Source organism: Pseudomonas sp. TE3899 (genome assembly GCF_056279105.1).
Window position 1 is genome coordinate 4259291 of sequence record NZ_JBWBQR010000001.1, and the last position, 15875, is coordinate 4275165.

General features: G+C 62.1%; 11 protein-coding genes and 2 pseudogenes. 11 read left to right on the plus strand and 2 right to left on the minus strand.

Going from position 1 to position 15875, the window contains the following annotated elements; genetic code table 11:
- The first annotated feature begins 98 nt into the window (after positions 1-98).
- From urtA to ureC, 11 genes and pseudogenes are all read left to right on the plus strand, one after another.
- A pseudogene (gene urtA / locus ACZ89E_RS19440) lies at positions 99-1311 on the plus strand (urea ABC transporter substrate-binding protein).
- Between the two features lie 130 nt (positions 1312-1441).
- Entirely contained in the window at positions 1442-2938 is a 1497-nt protein-coding gene (urtB, locus tag ACZ89E_RS19445) for an urea ABC transporter permease subunit UrtB (protein ID WP_463259266.1), read from the plus strand.
- Entirely contained in the window at positions 2938-4017 is a 1080-nt protein-coding gene (urtC, locus tag ACZ89E_RS19450; RefSeq protein WP_476256274.1) for an urea ABC transporter permease subunit UrtC, read from the plus strand. Before urtB ends, urtC begins: the two co-directional genes overlap by 1 nt.
- A gap of 10 nt (positions 4018-4027) precedes the next feature.
- Entirely contained in the window at positions 4028-4897 is an 870-nt protein-coding gene (gene urtD, locus ACZ89E_RS19455) for an urea ABC transporter ATP-binding protein UrtD (RefSeq protein ID WP_149660633.1), read from the plus strand.
- A gap of 116 nt (positions 4898-5013) precedes the next feature.
- Entirely contained in the window at positions 5014-5712 is a 699-nt protein-coding gene (urtE, locus tag ACZ89E_RS19460; RefSeq protein ID WP_463259264.1) for an urea ABC transporter ATP-binding subunit UrtE, read from the plus strand.
- Between the two features lie 30 nt (positions 5713-5742).
- On the plus strand, positions 5743-6582 hold the full coding sequence (locus ACZ89E_RS19465; RefSeq protein ID WP_476256275.1) for an urease accessory protein UreD: 840 nt from the start codon (positions 5743-5745) through the stop codon (positions 6580-6582).
- Positions 6583-6746: 164 nt separating this feature from the next.
- Complete coding sequence (ureA, locus tag ACZ89E_RS19470; RefSeq protein ID WP_033055605.1) at positions 6747-7049, plus strand: urease subunit gamma; 303 nt, start codon at positions 6747-6749, stop codon at positions 7047-7049.
- A gap of 9 nt (positions 7050-7058) precedes the next feature.
- Positions 7059-7592 (plus strand): GNAT family N-acetyltransferase, encoded by a 534-nt coding sequence (locus tag ACZ89E_RS19475; protein WP_463259262.1) that lies wholly within the window; start codon positions 7059-7061, stop codon positions 7590-7592.
- A 6-nt stretch (positions 7593-7598) separates the two neighbouring features.
- Positions 7599-8135 carry a GNAT family N-acetyltransferase gene (locus tag ACZ89E_RS19480; protein ID WP_149660628.1) on the plus strand — a complete coding sequence of 179 codons (537 nt, stop codon included), beginning with the start codon at positions 7599-7601 and terminating at the stop codon, positions 8133-8135.
- Positions 8132-8437 carry an urease subunit beta gene (locus ACZ89E_RS19485; protein WP_149660627.1) on the plus strand — a complete coding sequence of 102 codons (306 nt, stop codon included), beginning with the start codon at positions 8132-8134 and terminating at the stop codon, positions 8435-8437. The genes ACZ89E_RS19480 and ACZ89E_RS19485 overlap by 4 nt, the downstream gene beginning before the upstream one ends.
- A gap of 180 nt (positions 8438-8617) precedes the next feature.
- Positions 8618-10319, plus strand: a pseudogene (ureC, locus tag ACZ89E_RS19490) (urease subunit alpha).
- A 55-nt stretch (positions 10320-10374) separates the two neighbouring features.
- On the opposite strand, the gene ACZ89E_RS19495 reads toward ureC, so the two are convergent.
- Entirely contained in the window at positions 10375-12693 is a 2319-nt protein-coding gene (locus ACZ89E_RS19495; RefSeq protein ID WP_476256276.1) for an NEL-type E3 ubiquitin ligase domain-containing protein, read from the minus strand.
- On the minus strand, positions 12638-15643 hold the full coding sequence (locus tag ACZ89E_RS19500) for a dermonecrotic toxin domain-containing protein (protein WP_476256277.1): 3006 nt from the start codon (positions 15641-15643) through the stop codon (positions 12638-12640). The genes ACZ89E_RS19495 and ACZ89E_RS19500 overlap by 56 nt, the downstream gene beginning before the upstream one ends.
- Positions 15644-15875: the final 232 nt, after the last annotated feature.

The following is a 15875-nucleotide window of genomic DNA, read 5'->3' on the forward strand; positions in this document are numbered from 1 at the left end:
CCTCTGCCATCAAAAAAAATATCAATGTTCATGGAGATCGCACAATGAAGCGTCGCAGCTTGATCAAGGCTTTCACACTCACGGCAAGCATTGCCGCGATGGGCATGACCTGGACGGTCCAGGCCGCCGAGACCATCAAGGTTGGCATCCTGCACTCCTTGTCCGGGACCATGGCGATCTCCGAAACCCTCCCTCAAAGACATGGCGTTGATGACCATCGACGAGATCAACGCCAAGGGTGGCGTGAACGGCAAGATGCTGGAACCGGTGGTGGTCGACCCGGCCTCGAACTGGCCGCTGTTCGCCGAAAAGGGCCGGCAGTTGCTGACCCAGGACAAGGTCGCCGTGGTGTTCGGTTGCTGGACCTCGGTGTCGCGTAAATCGGTGTTGCCGGTGTTCGAAGAACTCAACGGCTTGCTGTTCTACCCGGTGCAATACGAAGGCGAAGAGATGTCGCCGAACGTGTTCTACACCGGCGCCGCGCCGAACCAACAGGCAATCCCGGCGGTGGAATACCTGATGAGCGAAGAAGGTGGCAGCGCCAAGCGTTACTTCCTGCTCGGCACCGACTACGTCTACCCGCGCACCACCAACAAAATCCTGCGTTCGTTCCTGCACTCCAAAGGCGTGGCGGACAAGGACATCGAAGAGGTCTACACCCCGTTCGGCCACGCCGATTACCAGACCATCGTCGCCAACATCAAAAAATTCTCGGCCGGGGGCAAGACCGCGGTCATCTCCACGGTCAACGGCGACTCCAACGTGCCGTTCTATAAAGAACTGGCCAATCAGGGCCTGAAAGCCACCGACGTACCGGTCGTGGCGTTCTCGGTGGGCGAAGAAGAACTGCGCGGCATCGACACCAAACCGCTGGTGGGCAACCTCGCGGCGTGGAACTACTTCGAATCGGTGGAGAACCCACAGAACAAGAAATTCGTCGCCGACTGGAAAGCCTACGCGAAGAAACACAACCTGCCGGGCGCCGACAAAGCGGTGACCAACGACCCGATGGAAGCCACCTACGTCGGCATTCATATGTGGGCGCAAGCGGCGGAGAAAGCCAAGTCCACTGACGTCGACAAAGTCCGCGAAGCCCTGGCCGGCCAGACCTTTGCCGCGCCGTCGGGTTACACGCTGACCATGGACAAGACCAACCACCACCTGCACAAACCGGTGATGATCGGCGAGATCCAGGCCGACGGTCAGTTCAACGTGGTGTGGCAGACCGAAGGTCCGATCCGTGCCGAGCCGTGGAGCCCGTTTATCGCGGGTAACGACAAGAAGCCGGATTATGCGGTGAAGAGCAACTGAGGCACCTGACTGAACTCACACGAAACCTGTAGGAGCGAGGCTTGCCCGCGAAGGGGACCTCAAGGCCGCCAAAAGCTTCGCGTGCAAGCCTCGCTCCTACAGGTTACTCATCGCCTTTCAGGACGTTGCCATGTCCCTTTATCGTCTATTTCTCGCCATCGCACTCTTGCTGCCGATGGCCACCCACGCCAGCGACGCCGAAGACTTCGTCGCCGCCAATCCCATGCAGCAAGCCAAGCTTCTGGAAACCTGGGCCGCGCAGCCCGATCCGGCCCGTGTCGAGCTGATCAACGCCCTGCAACAAGGCGAACTGACCGTCGACGGCCAACCGAAAACCCTGCGCCTGAATAACCGCCTGCGGGGTCTGATCGACACCGCGTTGGCCAGCCACCAATTGCTCGCCGCCGACCCGAAAACCCGCTTGGCCGCCGCGCAGCAATTGCAGAAAAGCGCCAAACCCGCGCAGCTGAAATTCCTCGACCAGCAACTGGCTGGCGAAAAAGACGACACCGTTCACGCCGCGTTGAGCCTGGCGTTAGCCAACCTGCAACTGGTGGACAGCGACCCGAGCGTGCGTCTCGCCGCCGTGCGTTTGCTCGGTGAAACCGGCGACCCGTTGGCCCGTACACGCCTCGAAGGCTTGCTCGAACCCGGCGTCGAAGCCGATGCCGGCGTGCGCACTGCCGCCGAAACCAGCCTCGCTCAAGTCAAACGCAAACTGCTGATCGGCGAGATGCTCGGCCAGGCCTTCAGCGGCATGTCCCTCGGCTCGATCCTGCTGCTCGCCGCCCTCGGGTTGGCGATCACTTTCGGTCTGCTCGGCGTGATCAACATGGCCCACGGCGAGATGCTGATGCTCGGCGCCTACTCGACCTACGTCGTGCAACTGATGTTCCAGCGCTTCGCCCCGCAGGCCATCGAGTTCTACCCGCTGATCGCCCTGCCCGTGGCGTTTTTCGTCACCGCCGCCATCGGCATGGCGCTGGAGCGCACGGTGATCCGCCACCTCTACGGCCGCCCGCTGGAAACCCTGCTCGCCACTTGGGGCATCAGCCTGATGCTGATTCAGTTGGTGCGTTTGCTGTTCGGCGCGCAGAACGTCGAAGTCGCCAACCCGGCCTGGCTCTCGGGCGGGATTCAGGTGTTGCCGAACCTGGTGCTGCCATACAACCGCATCGTGATCATCGCTTTCGCGCTGTTTGTGGTGGTGTTGACCTGGCTGCTGCTGAACAAGACGCGCCTGGGCCTGAACGTGCGCGCCGTCACCCAGAACCGCAACATGGCCGCCTGCTGCGGCGTGCCCACCGGGCGGGTGGACATGCTCGCCTTCGGCCTCGGCTCGGGCATCGCCGGCCTCGGTGGCGTCGCGTTGAGCCAGATCGGCAACGTCGGCCCGGACCTCGGCCAGAGCTACATCATCGACTCCTTCCTTGTGGTGGTGCTCGGCGGTGTCGGGCAGTTGGCCGGTAGCGTGCTCGCTGCGTTCGGCCTGGGTATCGCCAACAAAATTCTCGAACCGCAGATCGGTGCGGTGCTCGGCAAAATCCTGATCCTCGCGCTGATCATTCTGTTTATCCAGAAACGTCCGCAAGGCCTCTTCGCATTGAAAGGACGGGTGATCGACTGATGAACCAGCCCCTGCTCGTTACCGCAACACAAAAGGCCGGCCCGAGGGTCACGATTGCCGTCGGCGCAGTGATCCTTGTTTTGTTGCTGGCGCTGCCGTTGATGTCGCTGCTCTCGCCGATCAGCGTGTTCCACGTCTCGGCCTACACCTTGACGTTGGTGGGCAAGATTCTTTGCTACGCCATCGTCGCCCTTGCCCTCGATCTGGTCTGGGGCTACGCCGGCCTGCTGTCCCTCGGCCACGGCTTGTTCTTCGCCCTCGGCGGTTATGCGATGGGCATGTACCTGATGCGCCAGGCTTCGGGGGATGCGTTGCCGGCGTTCATGACCTTCCTGTCGTGGACCGAACTGCCGTGGTACTGGACCGGCACCAGCAGCTTTCTGTGGGCGATGTGTCTGGTGGTGCTAGCGCCGGGATTGCTGGCCCTGGTATTCGGCTTCTTCGCCTTCCGTTCGCGGATCAAGGGCGTGTATTTCTCGATCATGACCCAGGCCCTGACCTTCGCCGGAATGCTGCTGTTTTTTCGCAACGAAACCGGGTTTGGCGGCAACAACGGCTTCACCAATTTCCGCACGATTCTCGGGTTTGGCATCACCGAACCGGGGACGCGCGCGGTGCTGTTTTTTGCCACGGTGGTGTTGCTGGTGGCGAGCCTGTTTATCGGTTGGCGCCTGGCGCAGAGCAAGTTTGGCCGGGTGTTGACCGCGCTGCGGGACGCGGAAAACCGTTTGATGTTTTGCGGCTACGATCCCCGTGGTTTCAAGTTGTTTGTCTGGGTGTTGAGCGCGGTGCTCTGCGGGCTGGCGGGTGCGTTGTACGTACCGCAAGTGGGGATCATCAACCCGAGCGAGATGTCGCCGACCAACTCGATTGAAGCCGCCGTCTGGGTGGCCTTGGGCGGTCGCGGCACGCTGATCGGACCGCTGCTCGGCGCCGGTGTGGTCAACGGGATGAAGAGCTGGTTCACCGTGGCGTTCCCGGAATACTGGCTGTTTTTCCTCGGGGCACTGTTCATCGTCGTGACCTTGTATCTGCCCAAGGGCGTGATCGGTCTGCTGAAGAAAAGGGGCGAACAATGAGGCTTGTAAAATGAGAGTCACTGCGACGGCGGAATTTATGCTCGAACCCGCGTTTTTCCCGGTGGAACCGAACAAGGACGCGGGCACCAGCCGCGACAACATCGGCTTCGGCCAACGTGTCGGCCCCGGCCTTGATACGCGCCACGGCACGATCCTGACCCTGGAAGACATCAGCGTCAGTTTCGATGGCTTCAAGGCGTTGAACGCGCTGAACCTGTACATCGGCGTCGGCGAATTGCGCTGCATCATCGGCCCCAACGGCGCGGGCAAGACCACGTTGATGGACGTGATCACCGGCAAGACCCGCCCGAGTCACGGCAAGGCCTGGTTCGGCGAAACCCTGGATTTGACGCAGATGAGCGAAGTGCAAATTGCCCAGGCCGGCATCGGGCGCAAGTTCCAGAAACCGACGGTGTTCGAAGCCTTGAGCGTGTTCGAAAACCTGGAGCTGGCGCAGAAAACCGACAAGTCGGTGTGGGCCAGCCTGCGGGCACGATTGAGCGGCGAGCAACGTGACCGTATCGCTGAAGTGCTGGACACCATTCGCCTGACCACCTCGGTCAATCGCCCTGCCGGGCTGTTGTCCCACGGGCAGAAGCAGTTCCTGGAGATCGGCATGTTGCTCATGCAAGACCCGCAATTGCTGCTGCTCGACGAACCGGTGGCGGGCATGACCGACGCCGAAACCGAGTTCACCGCCGAACTGTTCAAAAGCCTGGCCGGTAAGCATTCGCTGATGGTGGTGGAGCATGACATGGGGTTTGTGGGCTCGATTGCTGACCACGTCACCGTGTTGCACCAGGGCAGCGTGCTGGCGGAAGGGTCGCTGGAGCAGGTGCAGGCCGATGAACGAGTTGTTGAAGTTTATTTGGGGAGGTGAATCGGCCAGCTTCAAGCCGCAAGCATCGAGCGGCAAGTTGAAGCAAAGCCGTACACCGTTCCGCTCTCACTTGCAGCTTAAAGCTTGGCGCTTGAAGCCCAACTAACGGAGTTCCGATGCTACAGGTCCAACACCTTCACCAGTACTACGGCGGTAGCCACATCCTGCGCGGCCTTTCGTTTGAGGTGAAGGTCGGCGAAGTCACGTGCCTGCTCGGGCGCAATGGCGTGGGCAAGACCACCCTGCTCAAGTGCCTGATGGGCCTGTTGCCGTCCAAGGAAGGCGCGGTGAATTGGGAAGGCAAGCCGATCACCACGTTCAAGCCGCATCAACGGGTGCACGCCGGGATTGCCTACGTGCCCCAGGGCCGGGAGATTTTCGGGCGGTTGACCGTCGAGGAGAATCTGCTGATGGGCCTGTCGCGGTTTCCCGGCTCTGAAGCCAAGGAAGTCCCGGCGTTCATCTACGAGCTGTTCCCGGTGCTGCTGCAAATGAAGCAGCGCCGTGGCGGGGACTTGTCCGGTGGGCAACAGCAGCAATTGGCGATTGGCCGTGCGCTGGCCAGCCGTCCGCGCCTGCTGATCCTCGACGAGCCCACCGAGGGCATCCAGCCGTCGGTGATCAAGGAAATCGGCGCGGTGATCAAGAAGCTCGCGGCCCGGGGCGACATGGCGATTTTGCTGGTGGAACAGTTTTACGATTTCGCCGCCGAACTGGCCGATCAATACCTGGTGATGTCCCGGGGCGAGATCGTGCAACAGGGGCGCGGTGAAAATATGGAAGCCGAAGGTGTGCGCGGTCTGGTTACGATCTAACCTGTAGCGTCCTAACGATAATTAGAAACCATGAATTTACCTGCACCCACTGTCCTGTTTACCCCGAGCTGGCACGCCGAGCTGGAGCTGGGCTACGCCCGTTTCGGCGACAGCACGCGCCCGGTCCTGCGGCGGCACCAAGGTCCGCTGCGGGTGCAAAAGCACCTGTACGCCGAAGGGCCCGAGGTGTGCCAGCACATCATCGTCCACCCGCCGGGCGGGATTGCCGGCGGTGATCGGCTGGACATCAGCGCCAGCGTCGGCGTCGATGCCTGGGCCCAGATCACCAGCCCGGGCGCCGCCAAGTGGTACCGCGCCGCCGGCCCCGCCTATCAGCAGCTGGACTTGCAGGTGGCGGCCGGTGCAACACTGGAATGGCTGCCCCAGGAGACGATCATCTTCAGCGCCGCCCAGGCTGAACTCAGCACCTCGATCAACCTTGAAGGCAATGCGCGGTTGTTCTATTGGGACGTGGTCGCGCTGGGGCGTCCGGCCAGCGGCGAGCGTTTCGACCTCGGGCACTTTCAGGCAACACTGGATATCCGCCGCGACGGCCAGTTGCTCTGGCACGAACGCCAGCGCATTGTCGGGGATGATGGCTTGCTCGACTCGCCGATCGGGCTCGATGGGCAACCGGTGTTTGCGACGTTGCTGGTGACCGGGGAGATTGATAGCGATTTGCTGGAACAGTGCCGCTCACTGCCCAATGACGTGCGCGGGGATCTGACCCAGTTGCCGGGGCTGTTGGTGGTGCGGTGCCTGGCCAGTGAGGCGCTGCTGGCGCGGGGTTGGCTGATTGATTTGTGGCGGTTGCTGCGGCCCGCATTGCTCGGACGCGAAGCCGTCCCCCCCAGAATATGGAGCACCTGAATACCGATCCTTGATCATCGATCCACGGATCTCCTGATCACCGATCTCCTGTAGGAGCGAGGCTTGCCCGCGAAGCTTTTGGCGGCCTCAAGGTCCCCTTCGCGGGCAAGCCTCGCTCCTACAGGGTTGTAGTGACCTTTTATCTGCCGATATGGATTCCAACGATGGACCTGACCCCACGCGAAAAAGACAAGCTGTTGATCTTCACCGCCGGCCTCGTCGCCGAGCGGCGTTTGGCTCGCGGCGTGAAACTCAATTACCCGGAGGCCATGGCCTACATCTCCGCGGCGCTGCTCGAAGGTGCCCGTGACGGTCGCACCGTGGCCGAGCTGATGCATTTCGGCACCACCCTGTTGAGCCGTGAACAAGTGATGGAAGGCATCCCGGAAATGATCCCGGAGATCCAGGTCGAAGCGACGTTCCCCGACGGCACCAAACTGGTCACCGTCCACCAACCGATCGCTTGAGGCCGCGCCATGACTTATCTGATTCGTGATGCGCTGCACGCCGACCTGCCGGCGATCCGCGACATCTACAACGATGCGGTGCTCAACACCACCGCGATCTGGAACGAACAGGCCGTGGACCTGGGCAACCGCCAGGCCTGGTTCAGCGCCCGGCAGGCCCAGGGTTATCCGATCCTGGTGATCGTCGACGGTGACAACGCAGTACTGGGCTACGCTTCATTCGGTGACTGGCGGCCGTTCGACGGGTTTCGCCACACCGTCGAGCATTCGGTCTACGTGCGCAGCGACCAGCGCGGCAACGGCCTCGGCCCGCAATTGATGACCGAGCTGATCGAACGCGCCAAGGGCTGCGACAAGCACGTGATGGTCGCCGCCATCGAAAGCGGGAATGCCGCCTCTATTCGTCTGCATGAACGCGCCGGTTTCATCATCACCGGACAGATGCCCCAAGTGGGCACCAAGTTCGGCCGCTGGCTGGACCTGACCTTCATGCAACTGACCCTCAATCCTGGCGCGGAGCCGCCAATCGCCAACAAGGAGTGACACCCGATGAACGCCGCCCAACTGCGCCGCGTGAATGTTGAAAGCTTTGCGCACTATCGCCAGGGTTTGATCGATTTGCTGCTGGATGCTGTGGGTTACGGCGCCAGCGTCGGTTTCATGGCTGATTTGGATGCGACACAGGCCCGGGCTTATTTCGATGAGGTCCAGGCCGACCTGAACCAGGGCAATGTGCTGCTGTGGGTGGTGGTCAAGGACGAGCAGGTGCAAGCCAGCGTGCAATTGACCCTGTGCCAGAAAGCCAATGGCCTGAACCGCGCCGAAGTGCAAAAGTTGCTGGTGCGTGAACACGCCCGTCGTCGCGGCCTGGGCCAACAATTGATGAGCGCCCTGGAACTCGCCGCCCGCCAGCACAAGCGCGGCATGCTCTACCTCGACACCGAGGCCGGCTCCCCCGCCGAAGATTTCTACAAGGCCTTGGGCTACACCCGCGCCGGCCAGATCCCGGATTACGCCTGCGATCCCGCCGGCAATTACCGGCCGACCGCCCTCTACTACAAGATTCTGCAAGGAGTGAATGGATGATTCCCGGTGAATACCAGATCCAGCCCGGCGACATCGAACTCAACGTCGGTCGCCGCACGGTCAGCCTGAAAGTGGCCAACAGCGGCGACCGGCCGATCCAGGTCGGCTCCCATTACCATTTTTTCGAAACCAACGACGCCCTCACCTTCGACCGCGCCGCCAGCCGCGGCATGCGCCTGAACATCCCGGCCGGCACCGCCGTGCGCTTTGAGCCGGGACAGAGTCGGGAAGTCGAGCTTGTCGAGCTCGCGGGGTTGCGCCGGGTCTTTGGGTTTGCGGGAAGAATCATGGGCGACTTATAGATCGGCTTCAGCAGCCAGTAACAAGCAGCAAGCTGCAAGCTGCAAGCTGCAAGCTGCAAGCTGCAAGCTGCAAGCTGCAAGCTGCAAGCTGCAAGAAAGAGCAGTTTGCGGCCCCCCCTATCCGCTTTTACTTGAGGCTTGCAGCTAGAAGCTTGCAACTCAATTACGAGGAACGAGTAATTGAAGATTTCCCGTCAGGCCTACGCCGACATGTTCGGCCCTACCGTCGGTGACAAGGTGCGCCTGGCCGACACCGAGCTGTGGATCGAGGTGGAAAAAGACTTCACCACCTACGGCGAAGAAGTGAAGTTCGGCGGCGGCAAAGTCATCCGCGACGGCCAGGGCCAGAGCCAGTTGCTCGCGGCCGAAGTGGTCGACACGGTCATCACCAACGCCCTGATCATCGATCACTGGGGCATCGTCAAAGCCGACGTCGGCCTCAAGGACGGACGCATCGCCGGCATCGGCAAGGCCGGTAACCCGGACGTGCAACCGAACGTGACCCTCGCCATCGGCGCCAGCACCGAAGTCATCGCCGGGGAAGGCATGATCCTCACCGCCGGCGGCATCGACACCCACATCCATTTCATCTGCCCGCAGCAGATCGAAGAAGCGCTGATGAGCGGCGTCACCACCATGATCGGCGGCGGCACCGGCCCGGCCACCGGCACCAACGCCACCACTTGCACCTCTGGGCCGTGGCACCTGGCGCGCATGCTCCAGGCAGCGGATGCGTTCCCGATGAACATCGGGCCTCACCGGCAAGGGCAACGCCAGCCTGCCGGAGCCGTTGATCGAGCAGGTCAAGGCTGGCGCCATTGGCCTGAAGCTGCACGAAGACTGGGGCACCACCCCGGCGAGCATCGACAACTGCCTGACCGTCGCCGATCAGTACGACGTGCAAGTGGCGATCCACACCGACACCCTGAACGAGTCCGGCTTCGTCGAAACTACCCTCGCCGCGTTCAAGGGCCGCACCATCCACACCTACCACACCGAAGGCGCGGGCGGCGGTCATGCGCCGGACATCATCAAGGCCTGCGGCTTCCCGAACGTGTTGCCGAGTTCGACCAACCCGACCCGGCCGTTCACCCGTAACACCATCGACGAACACCTGGACATGCTGATGGTCTGCCATCACCTGGACCCGAGCATTGCCGAAGACGTGGCGTTCGCCGAAAGCCGCATTCGCCGCGAAACAATTGCCGCCGAAGACATCCTCCACGACCTCGGCGCGTTCTCGATGATCAGCTCCGACAGCCAGGCCATGGGCCGGGTCGGCGAAGTCATCACCCGTACCTGGCAGACCGCCGACAAGATGAAAAAACAGCGCGGCGCGCTACCGGGCGACGGCGAAGGCAACGACAACTTCCGCGCCAAACGCTACATCGCCAAGTACACCATCAACCCGGCGATCACCCACGGCATCAGTCATGAGGTGGGTTCAATCGAAGTCGGGAAATGGGCGGATCTGGTGCTGTGGCGCCCGGCGTTTTTCGGGGTCAAGCCAACGCTGATTCTCAAGGGCGGCGCCATTGCGGCGAGCCTGATGGGCGACGCCAACGCCTCGATCCCGACGCCACAACCGGTGCACTACCGCCCGATGTTCGCCAGCTACGGCGGCTCGCTGCATGCCACCAGCCTGACCTTTATCAGCCAGGCCGCCCAGGACGCCGGATTGCCCGAAGCCCTGGGTTTGAAGAAGAAAATCGCCGTGGTGAAGGGCTGCCGTGACGTGCAGAAAACCGACCTGATCCACAACGACTACCTGCCGAACATCGACGTCGATCCGCAGACGTATCAGGTCAAGGCTGACGGGGTTTTGTTGTGGTGCGAACCGGCAGAAACCTTGCCGATGGCCCAGCGTTACTTCCTGTTCTGACACCCCGCAAAACCCCTGTGGGAGCAAGCGTGCTCCCACAGATTTTTTGTGGCGATCAGGATTCGGTGACCACCGTGAACGGCAATTCAACCCGCTGCAGCCTGGCCCGGTCCATGGCTTCCTGGGTCATTTTTTTCAGCAAGGCATCCATGTCATCGAGGATGAGTTTGAGCTGAGCGTCATAGGCTTCGTCGGTCATGACCTGCCCCGCGGCAATCTCGCTATCCGGTAGATCCAGCGCCGCGGCCAGTTCCTTGAGTTGTTCATTCAAGCGTGCCAAGGCGTCCGGCGTCACGTCAGCGTCGGCTCGCTCATCCATCGCCACCTTGAATTCGGTGGTGAGGTCGACCTTGCGCCTGAACACATCAAACGCCTCGCGGTTCTGCCCCTCGACCCAGGTTTTCCAGAACGGCACCTCGGCAATCGCATCGCGCAGCAAATCCCCCTCCTCCAACGCCAGCACTCGCTCATACGCCGCATCAATCATCGCTTGCGTGACTCCGGCGATGTTGCGGAACTGCATGCCCCGGGCCTGCCAGGGCAGATCAAGGCGTGCGGCCAGGTCGGTCATGTACGCCAGATGCACTTCCACCACGTCGATCGTGCCGACGACGTCACCCTGCTCGTTGACACGGCGGTAGGTTTCACCCGCCGCCAAGCGCTCGGAGACGCGGCGCCGGGCGATGGCATCGAGCTGGTTCAGCCGCGACTTGCCCCGCGCCAGCGTCACCAGTTCCGCCTCGATCAGGGCCGGATTGGTCAACTGATACGCCTCGTGGGTCAAGACTTCGATACCCATCGCGTTGAACACCTGAGTGAGCCCATCCACACACTCGGTGGGCGCCAGGGCTTCGGCAAAGAGCTTTTCCCGCAGCTCGGCGTTCTCGGCCATGGCCTCCAGCATGCGCCAGACTTTGGCCGTCAGGTCGGCACGGTAAGCGCCGGCAGCCTTGAAGTCGGCGGTCTGGGTCAGGGACCTGATGCGATTGAAAAACGGTTCGGAACCCCACTCATCTTCCAGCGCGTCCCACACCGGCATGCGCCTACTCCATTGGGTTTCGGACATGCCTGCGGCCCAGTAGACCCCATCCACGGAACTGCGAGGCGGATACGGACGATCCGGATCCATGCCCACGGACTCGATATACATCCTCAGTTGCTCCAGGGTTTCGGCCGACATCCACTGTGGGCTGCGGCTCACATGGGTGCGGGCGAGCAATTCGGCACGCGCCGACCCTGGCGCCACGACCGGCACCAGGCTGATGGGGTTGTTACGCAGGTCGAGGTAGATATTGCGCGGGCGCGGGCTGGCAAACAGCCCCATGGGCCAGGTGTCGATCCCGGTGCTGTTGAGCAGCAGCACCTGCAAACGCGCCATGCCGCTGACATCCGGCAGGCGACGCAATGGATTGCCGCTGAGCGAAATGGATTCCAGGCGGACCATTTTGCGCAGCTGCGCCACCGCGAGGTCCGTCAACTCGATCTGGTTATTGCTCAGCGACAATTCGGTGAGGTAACGCATGTCACCCACCGCTGCGGGCAGGCGATTCAACCGATTGCCGGTCAGGCTCAGCCAACGCACCCGGCCAAACGGCCTGAGAAAATCCATCTGGCCTGTGAGCAAACCGTTGTTGCGCAGGTTCAGGCCGGTCACGTGATCGAAATTGGCCCGGAGCGGCGGCATGGTCGCCAGCAGTTCGCCCAGGTTGTGATTGTCGAGATCAAGCAACTGCGGATGATCCTCCCCAATCACTTCAGGGCCTCGGGGCCCGAGGCGCTGCCAGCAGCGACGCAGCGCCGTCGCCACTTTGTTACGGGCATCCCACTGCGCCATGCTGCGCGAGGTCAGGTTCAACACCCTCGAATTGACCCAACGGGACAATCGGTTGTTCAGGTCGTTGAACTCGGCTTCCAGTGCGCGCATCTGCACGGATATCGAAGTGCCTCTTTGCTGGAACTTCGCGATCAACCAATCGAGGTCAGCCTCGGAAAATCCGGGGTACAGGGACCTGGCGCGATGGCGCAGAATCCCCACGTCCGGCACATACCCATGGCCGCTCTGCATGCCGCCGCGCAACTTCATGGTCTGGGGGTCGTAAGCCGGTTTGCGCTGCGGTGAGTCCTGCAGGATCAGCGCCAGTCGATCATGGGCCAAGGGGGCTTGCTGCACCTGCAACTTGAGCTGGGCCCCCTGATTGATTTCATAGCCCAGCGCCTTGCGTTCGGTATCGGGCAAGGCATGCAGCAGCGCACCGTACAGATCATCCGCGCCGTGCAAATGCTGATCCCGGGCATCGCGGGTCTCGAAGGTGCCGTCCTCATTGAGCACCAGTACTTTGCGAATCGGTGCATCCGCCGGGCCGACGCTGTTCACGCAGCGCGCCATTGAATGAAAACAGGCGCACCTCGATCCGCACGTTTTTCGACCACCCCGGCAACGCCGCGATGCTGTGCAGCGCCAGGCGATCGGCGTCCGCGCTGGCCAGGTCCTTGAGGTACAAACCCTCGTAGGCGCGCACCACCCGCACCTCCTCCAGGGCCTGGCGTGCCTGGGCGTCCAGGCGCAGCGGCAGGCGACCTTTTTGCGCCATGAACCTCAAGTCCTCGGCATGCGCCTGCTCCAGCAATCGTTGGCCGACGCTGCCCGGCAACCCGGGGTATTTGTCCTGAAGCACGATCAACCGGGCATCGCGAGTCCGTTCAGCGGCGTGATAAAGCGAATCGAACAGACGCCGGGTCTGGCGCCCGGCATGCATGGCCAGGCGTGCGCGCAATGCCTCCAGGCGTGGGTTGCGATCCACCGACAGCCGCGTGCCGAGCAGGTCGTGGATTTCGTGTTCCTTGAGCGAATCCAGTACGCGCCCGGGCAAGTCCCCGCCCTTGAGATGCGCGCGGCTGAGCTTGATCGTGTCTGGCGCCGTCGCGTGGACATTCCCGTACTTGATCGAGGGGCCGGACAGGGCCTGCGTATCAAACAGTTCAATCGCCCGGGCTTCGGGCCAGCCAGGCAGTTCGGTGACAAAGGTCGGCAGGAACCCTTCCAGGGTTTCCGACATCCGGTTATCGAGGATCTGCCGCCCCACGGCTTCGGCCTCGGCGTAGGCCTTGAACCGCTTGAGGGTGTCGCTGAGCAACGGTGGCGGGCTTTCATGCTCGGCGTGCAGTCGGCGCAATACGCGCTGATCGACGCCGCTGACCGTGCGAATCTGCGCCTGGGTCGGCTCGGCAAACGCCTCCAGCGCATGCCCCAGGCGCCGCCAAACCTTGGCGTCGTCCCAGGTCAGCGGCTGCTCCAGTTCGGTGGCCCAGGCGCCGGCGCCGTTATGGGCAAGTCGGGGTCGGTAGGCGTTGGCTCGGGTCGGGTGTTCGATGCGGTACTCGCCCGTTGCGGGTTCGGTGCTCACCCGATAGCGGGTGTTTTCCAGGGGCAACAGGGTTTTGTCGTCCTGGTGGTGCAAACCCAGTTCGTCGGGGCCAGAAGTGTCGGGCAACGGCTGGTCATGGGCATAGGGCGCAAGGTCGGGTTTCCACAGGCTGGGCTGGCCATCGGGCAGTTCCACCGGGCGCAGGCTGTCGAGCACCGGCGAGGGCCGGATCGGCGTGACGCCGCCGGGCAGCACATGCCCGGCGCCCATCATCGCCAACTGGGCGCCGTTGATCAGCACCGAAATAATGTGCCCCGCCGCTTCATCGCGGTCGCCCTTGCTCCAGTCCTCAAGGCCTTCGGCCAGTTCTTCGAGGAGCTGCGCCGCCATGACCACGAGCACGGCCTCGCCGACGCCCGGCACCAGCATCGCGGCGAAGTTGAAGACATTCCAGGCGATGTCGAGGTAGCTGGTCAGGCGCTTCCAGCGGCTTTGGGCGTCCTCGTCGCCGGTGGGTACGGCAATCAGCCGGGCATCGCTGATCAACTTGTCCCGGCGCTCGACGTACCGGTGGCTCCACAGATTGCCGGTGATGATGTTGGTGATCGGTTCCGGGTCGGGATTTTCCACCGCTGTTTCGCGCCACCATGGCCCCATGTCCAGGGGTTCGCGCTGCTGCCAGGTGAAGGTCCTGAGGCGTTCCTTGACCCGGCTGAAGAACACACCCTTGTCGTTCTGCGCGACAAACCGGCTGAAGAACGCCTGGTAGTCGGGCCTGTTCAACTGGCTGACCAGGGTTTTCATGAAGTCGGTGAACGAGTCGTACTGCTTGAGCGGATGGTCGGGATCATCCGGGATGTACACCAGCAGGCTGCCCACCAAACGGCTTTGGCGATACGTGTCCTGGTTGCGCGCCAGTGCCTCGGACAGGCCCCTGGGCCCGTTGGCGAAAAAGGCCCTGAGCAGTTTGATCCGTTCGTATTCCTGGCCCGGCAGGATCGGCAGTTGTTGCGAGACATCCAGCACCACGCTGAGCAAAGGCCCGGCCATGGCGTCGACGGCTTGCTTCGCCCAGCCCGGTTCAGCCACGGCGCTGAACAAGGTAATGCCGCTCATCCTGAAGCCCATCAGCGACAGGCAATGGTTGAGCATGGGCGCGCCATTGAGCTGCTGCCCAGGGGTGCCGTCGTGGACGGCGAGCAGGCAGGCATAACCGTGGGAGGTAATCTCGCCCTTGAGCAACGCCCGGAACGCCGCGTATTTGAACGCCGCTTTATCGCTGTCCAACGATTGCTGCTGCAAGGTCATCCTGGCCGTGGTCGCGACCGGCTGCAAAATCGCCTGGATATGCGCCTGGTACTGCGCCCCCAGGTCAAGGCGCCGGCACAACGCGACAAACTGCGCCACCGTCAGGGCATGTCGCACCGGCGCGCCATCGGCATCGCGGGTGAAAATCCCGGAACCCTCACGCCAGGCCTTGGGCTCGGCTTCGCTGGCTTCGAAATTGTGCAGGGCTGCATCCAGCAGGCTCAGTTGTCTGAACCGGCTGGCATCGCGGTCAATGCCAAAGATCAAGGTATCGGGGATATACAGGCGCAACTCGGCTTCGCGCACATCCAGCGTCAGGTTTAAGTGTTCTTTTAGTGCGTTGACCAATAACGGTTCGGCAAACTTGCGAACATCCTGTTGCAACGTGCCGGTCAACGTGTCGAGTTGCCCTTGTAAGAACCAGCGGCGACTGAACAAGTCCTTGAGACTTTCTCGATCAATCTTTCGCGCCTTGAGGTACCAGTCTGGAAAGGCGCCCCGCACGGGTTCGGCCGCCAGCAGGTGGGCCGCGGGAGCCTGCCCCTGCCAATGTTGGAGGGACTGTGCAACACGCTCATAAGCGCCTGCATTTTCATTAATACCGGGAATATAAGCAGGCACTGGCGTGCGGGTGTCTGGTGAATCTTGCATATCGCTATCGTCCTTGATGACAAAGCCATCAGGCTAGCGATTATTGTTCATCAACAATAATGCAAAAACACGAAGTGTCCCCGCCCTTAAACAACGTCGACCTTTCAACATTCCAAAAGCCGACTATATATAAATACCACCGGGCGCCTCTCCATTTGTGCGGTGTTTACCTGACCGGGAAGGCGCTAAGATGCGGGTCACTTTCCGCCGTACCTGCTCAGGATTCTGCTCC

Bases quoted from the DNA above. Each gene is read 5' to 3' on its own strand.
- urtB (WP_463259266.1), top strand. From the start codon at position 1,442: ATGTCCCTTTATCGTCTATTTCTCGCCATCGCACTCTTGCTGCCGATG.
- urtC (WP_476256274.1), top strand. From the start codon at position 2,938: ATGAACCAGCCCCTGCTCGTTACCGCAACACAAAAGGCCGGCCCGAGG.
- urtD (WP_149660633.1), top strand. From the start codon at position 4,028: ATGAGAGTCACTGCGACGGCGGAATTTATGCTCGAACCCGCGTTTTTC.
- urtE (WP_463259264.1), top strand. From the start codon at position 5,014: ATGCTACAGGTCCAACACCTTCACCAGTACTACGGCGGTAGCCACATC.
- ACZ89E_RS19465 (WP_476256275.1), top strand. From the start codon at position 5,743: ATGAATTTACCTGCACCCACTGTCCTGTTTACCCCGAGCTGGCACGCC.
- ureA (WP_033055605.1), top strand. From the start codon at position 6,747: ATGGACCTGACCCCACGCGAAAAAGACAAGCTGTTGATCTTCACCGCC.
- ACZ89E_RS19475 (WP_463259262.1), top strand. From the start codon at position 7,059: ATGACTTATCTGATTCGTGATGCGCTGCACGCCGACCTGCCGGCGATC.
- ACZ89E_RS19480 (WP_149660628.1), top strand. From the start codon at position 7,599: ATGAACGCCGCCCAACTGCGCCGCGTGAATGTTGAAAGCTTTGCGCAC.
- ACZ89E_RS19485 (WP_149660627.1), top strand. From the start codon at position 8,132: ATGATTCCCGGTGAATACCAGATCCAGCCCGGCGACATCGAACTCAAC.
- ACZ89E_RS19500 (WP_476256277.1), bottom strand. From the start codon at position 15,643: ATGCAAGATTCACCAGACACCCGCACGCCAGTGCCTGCTTATATTCCC.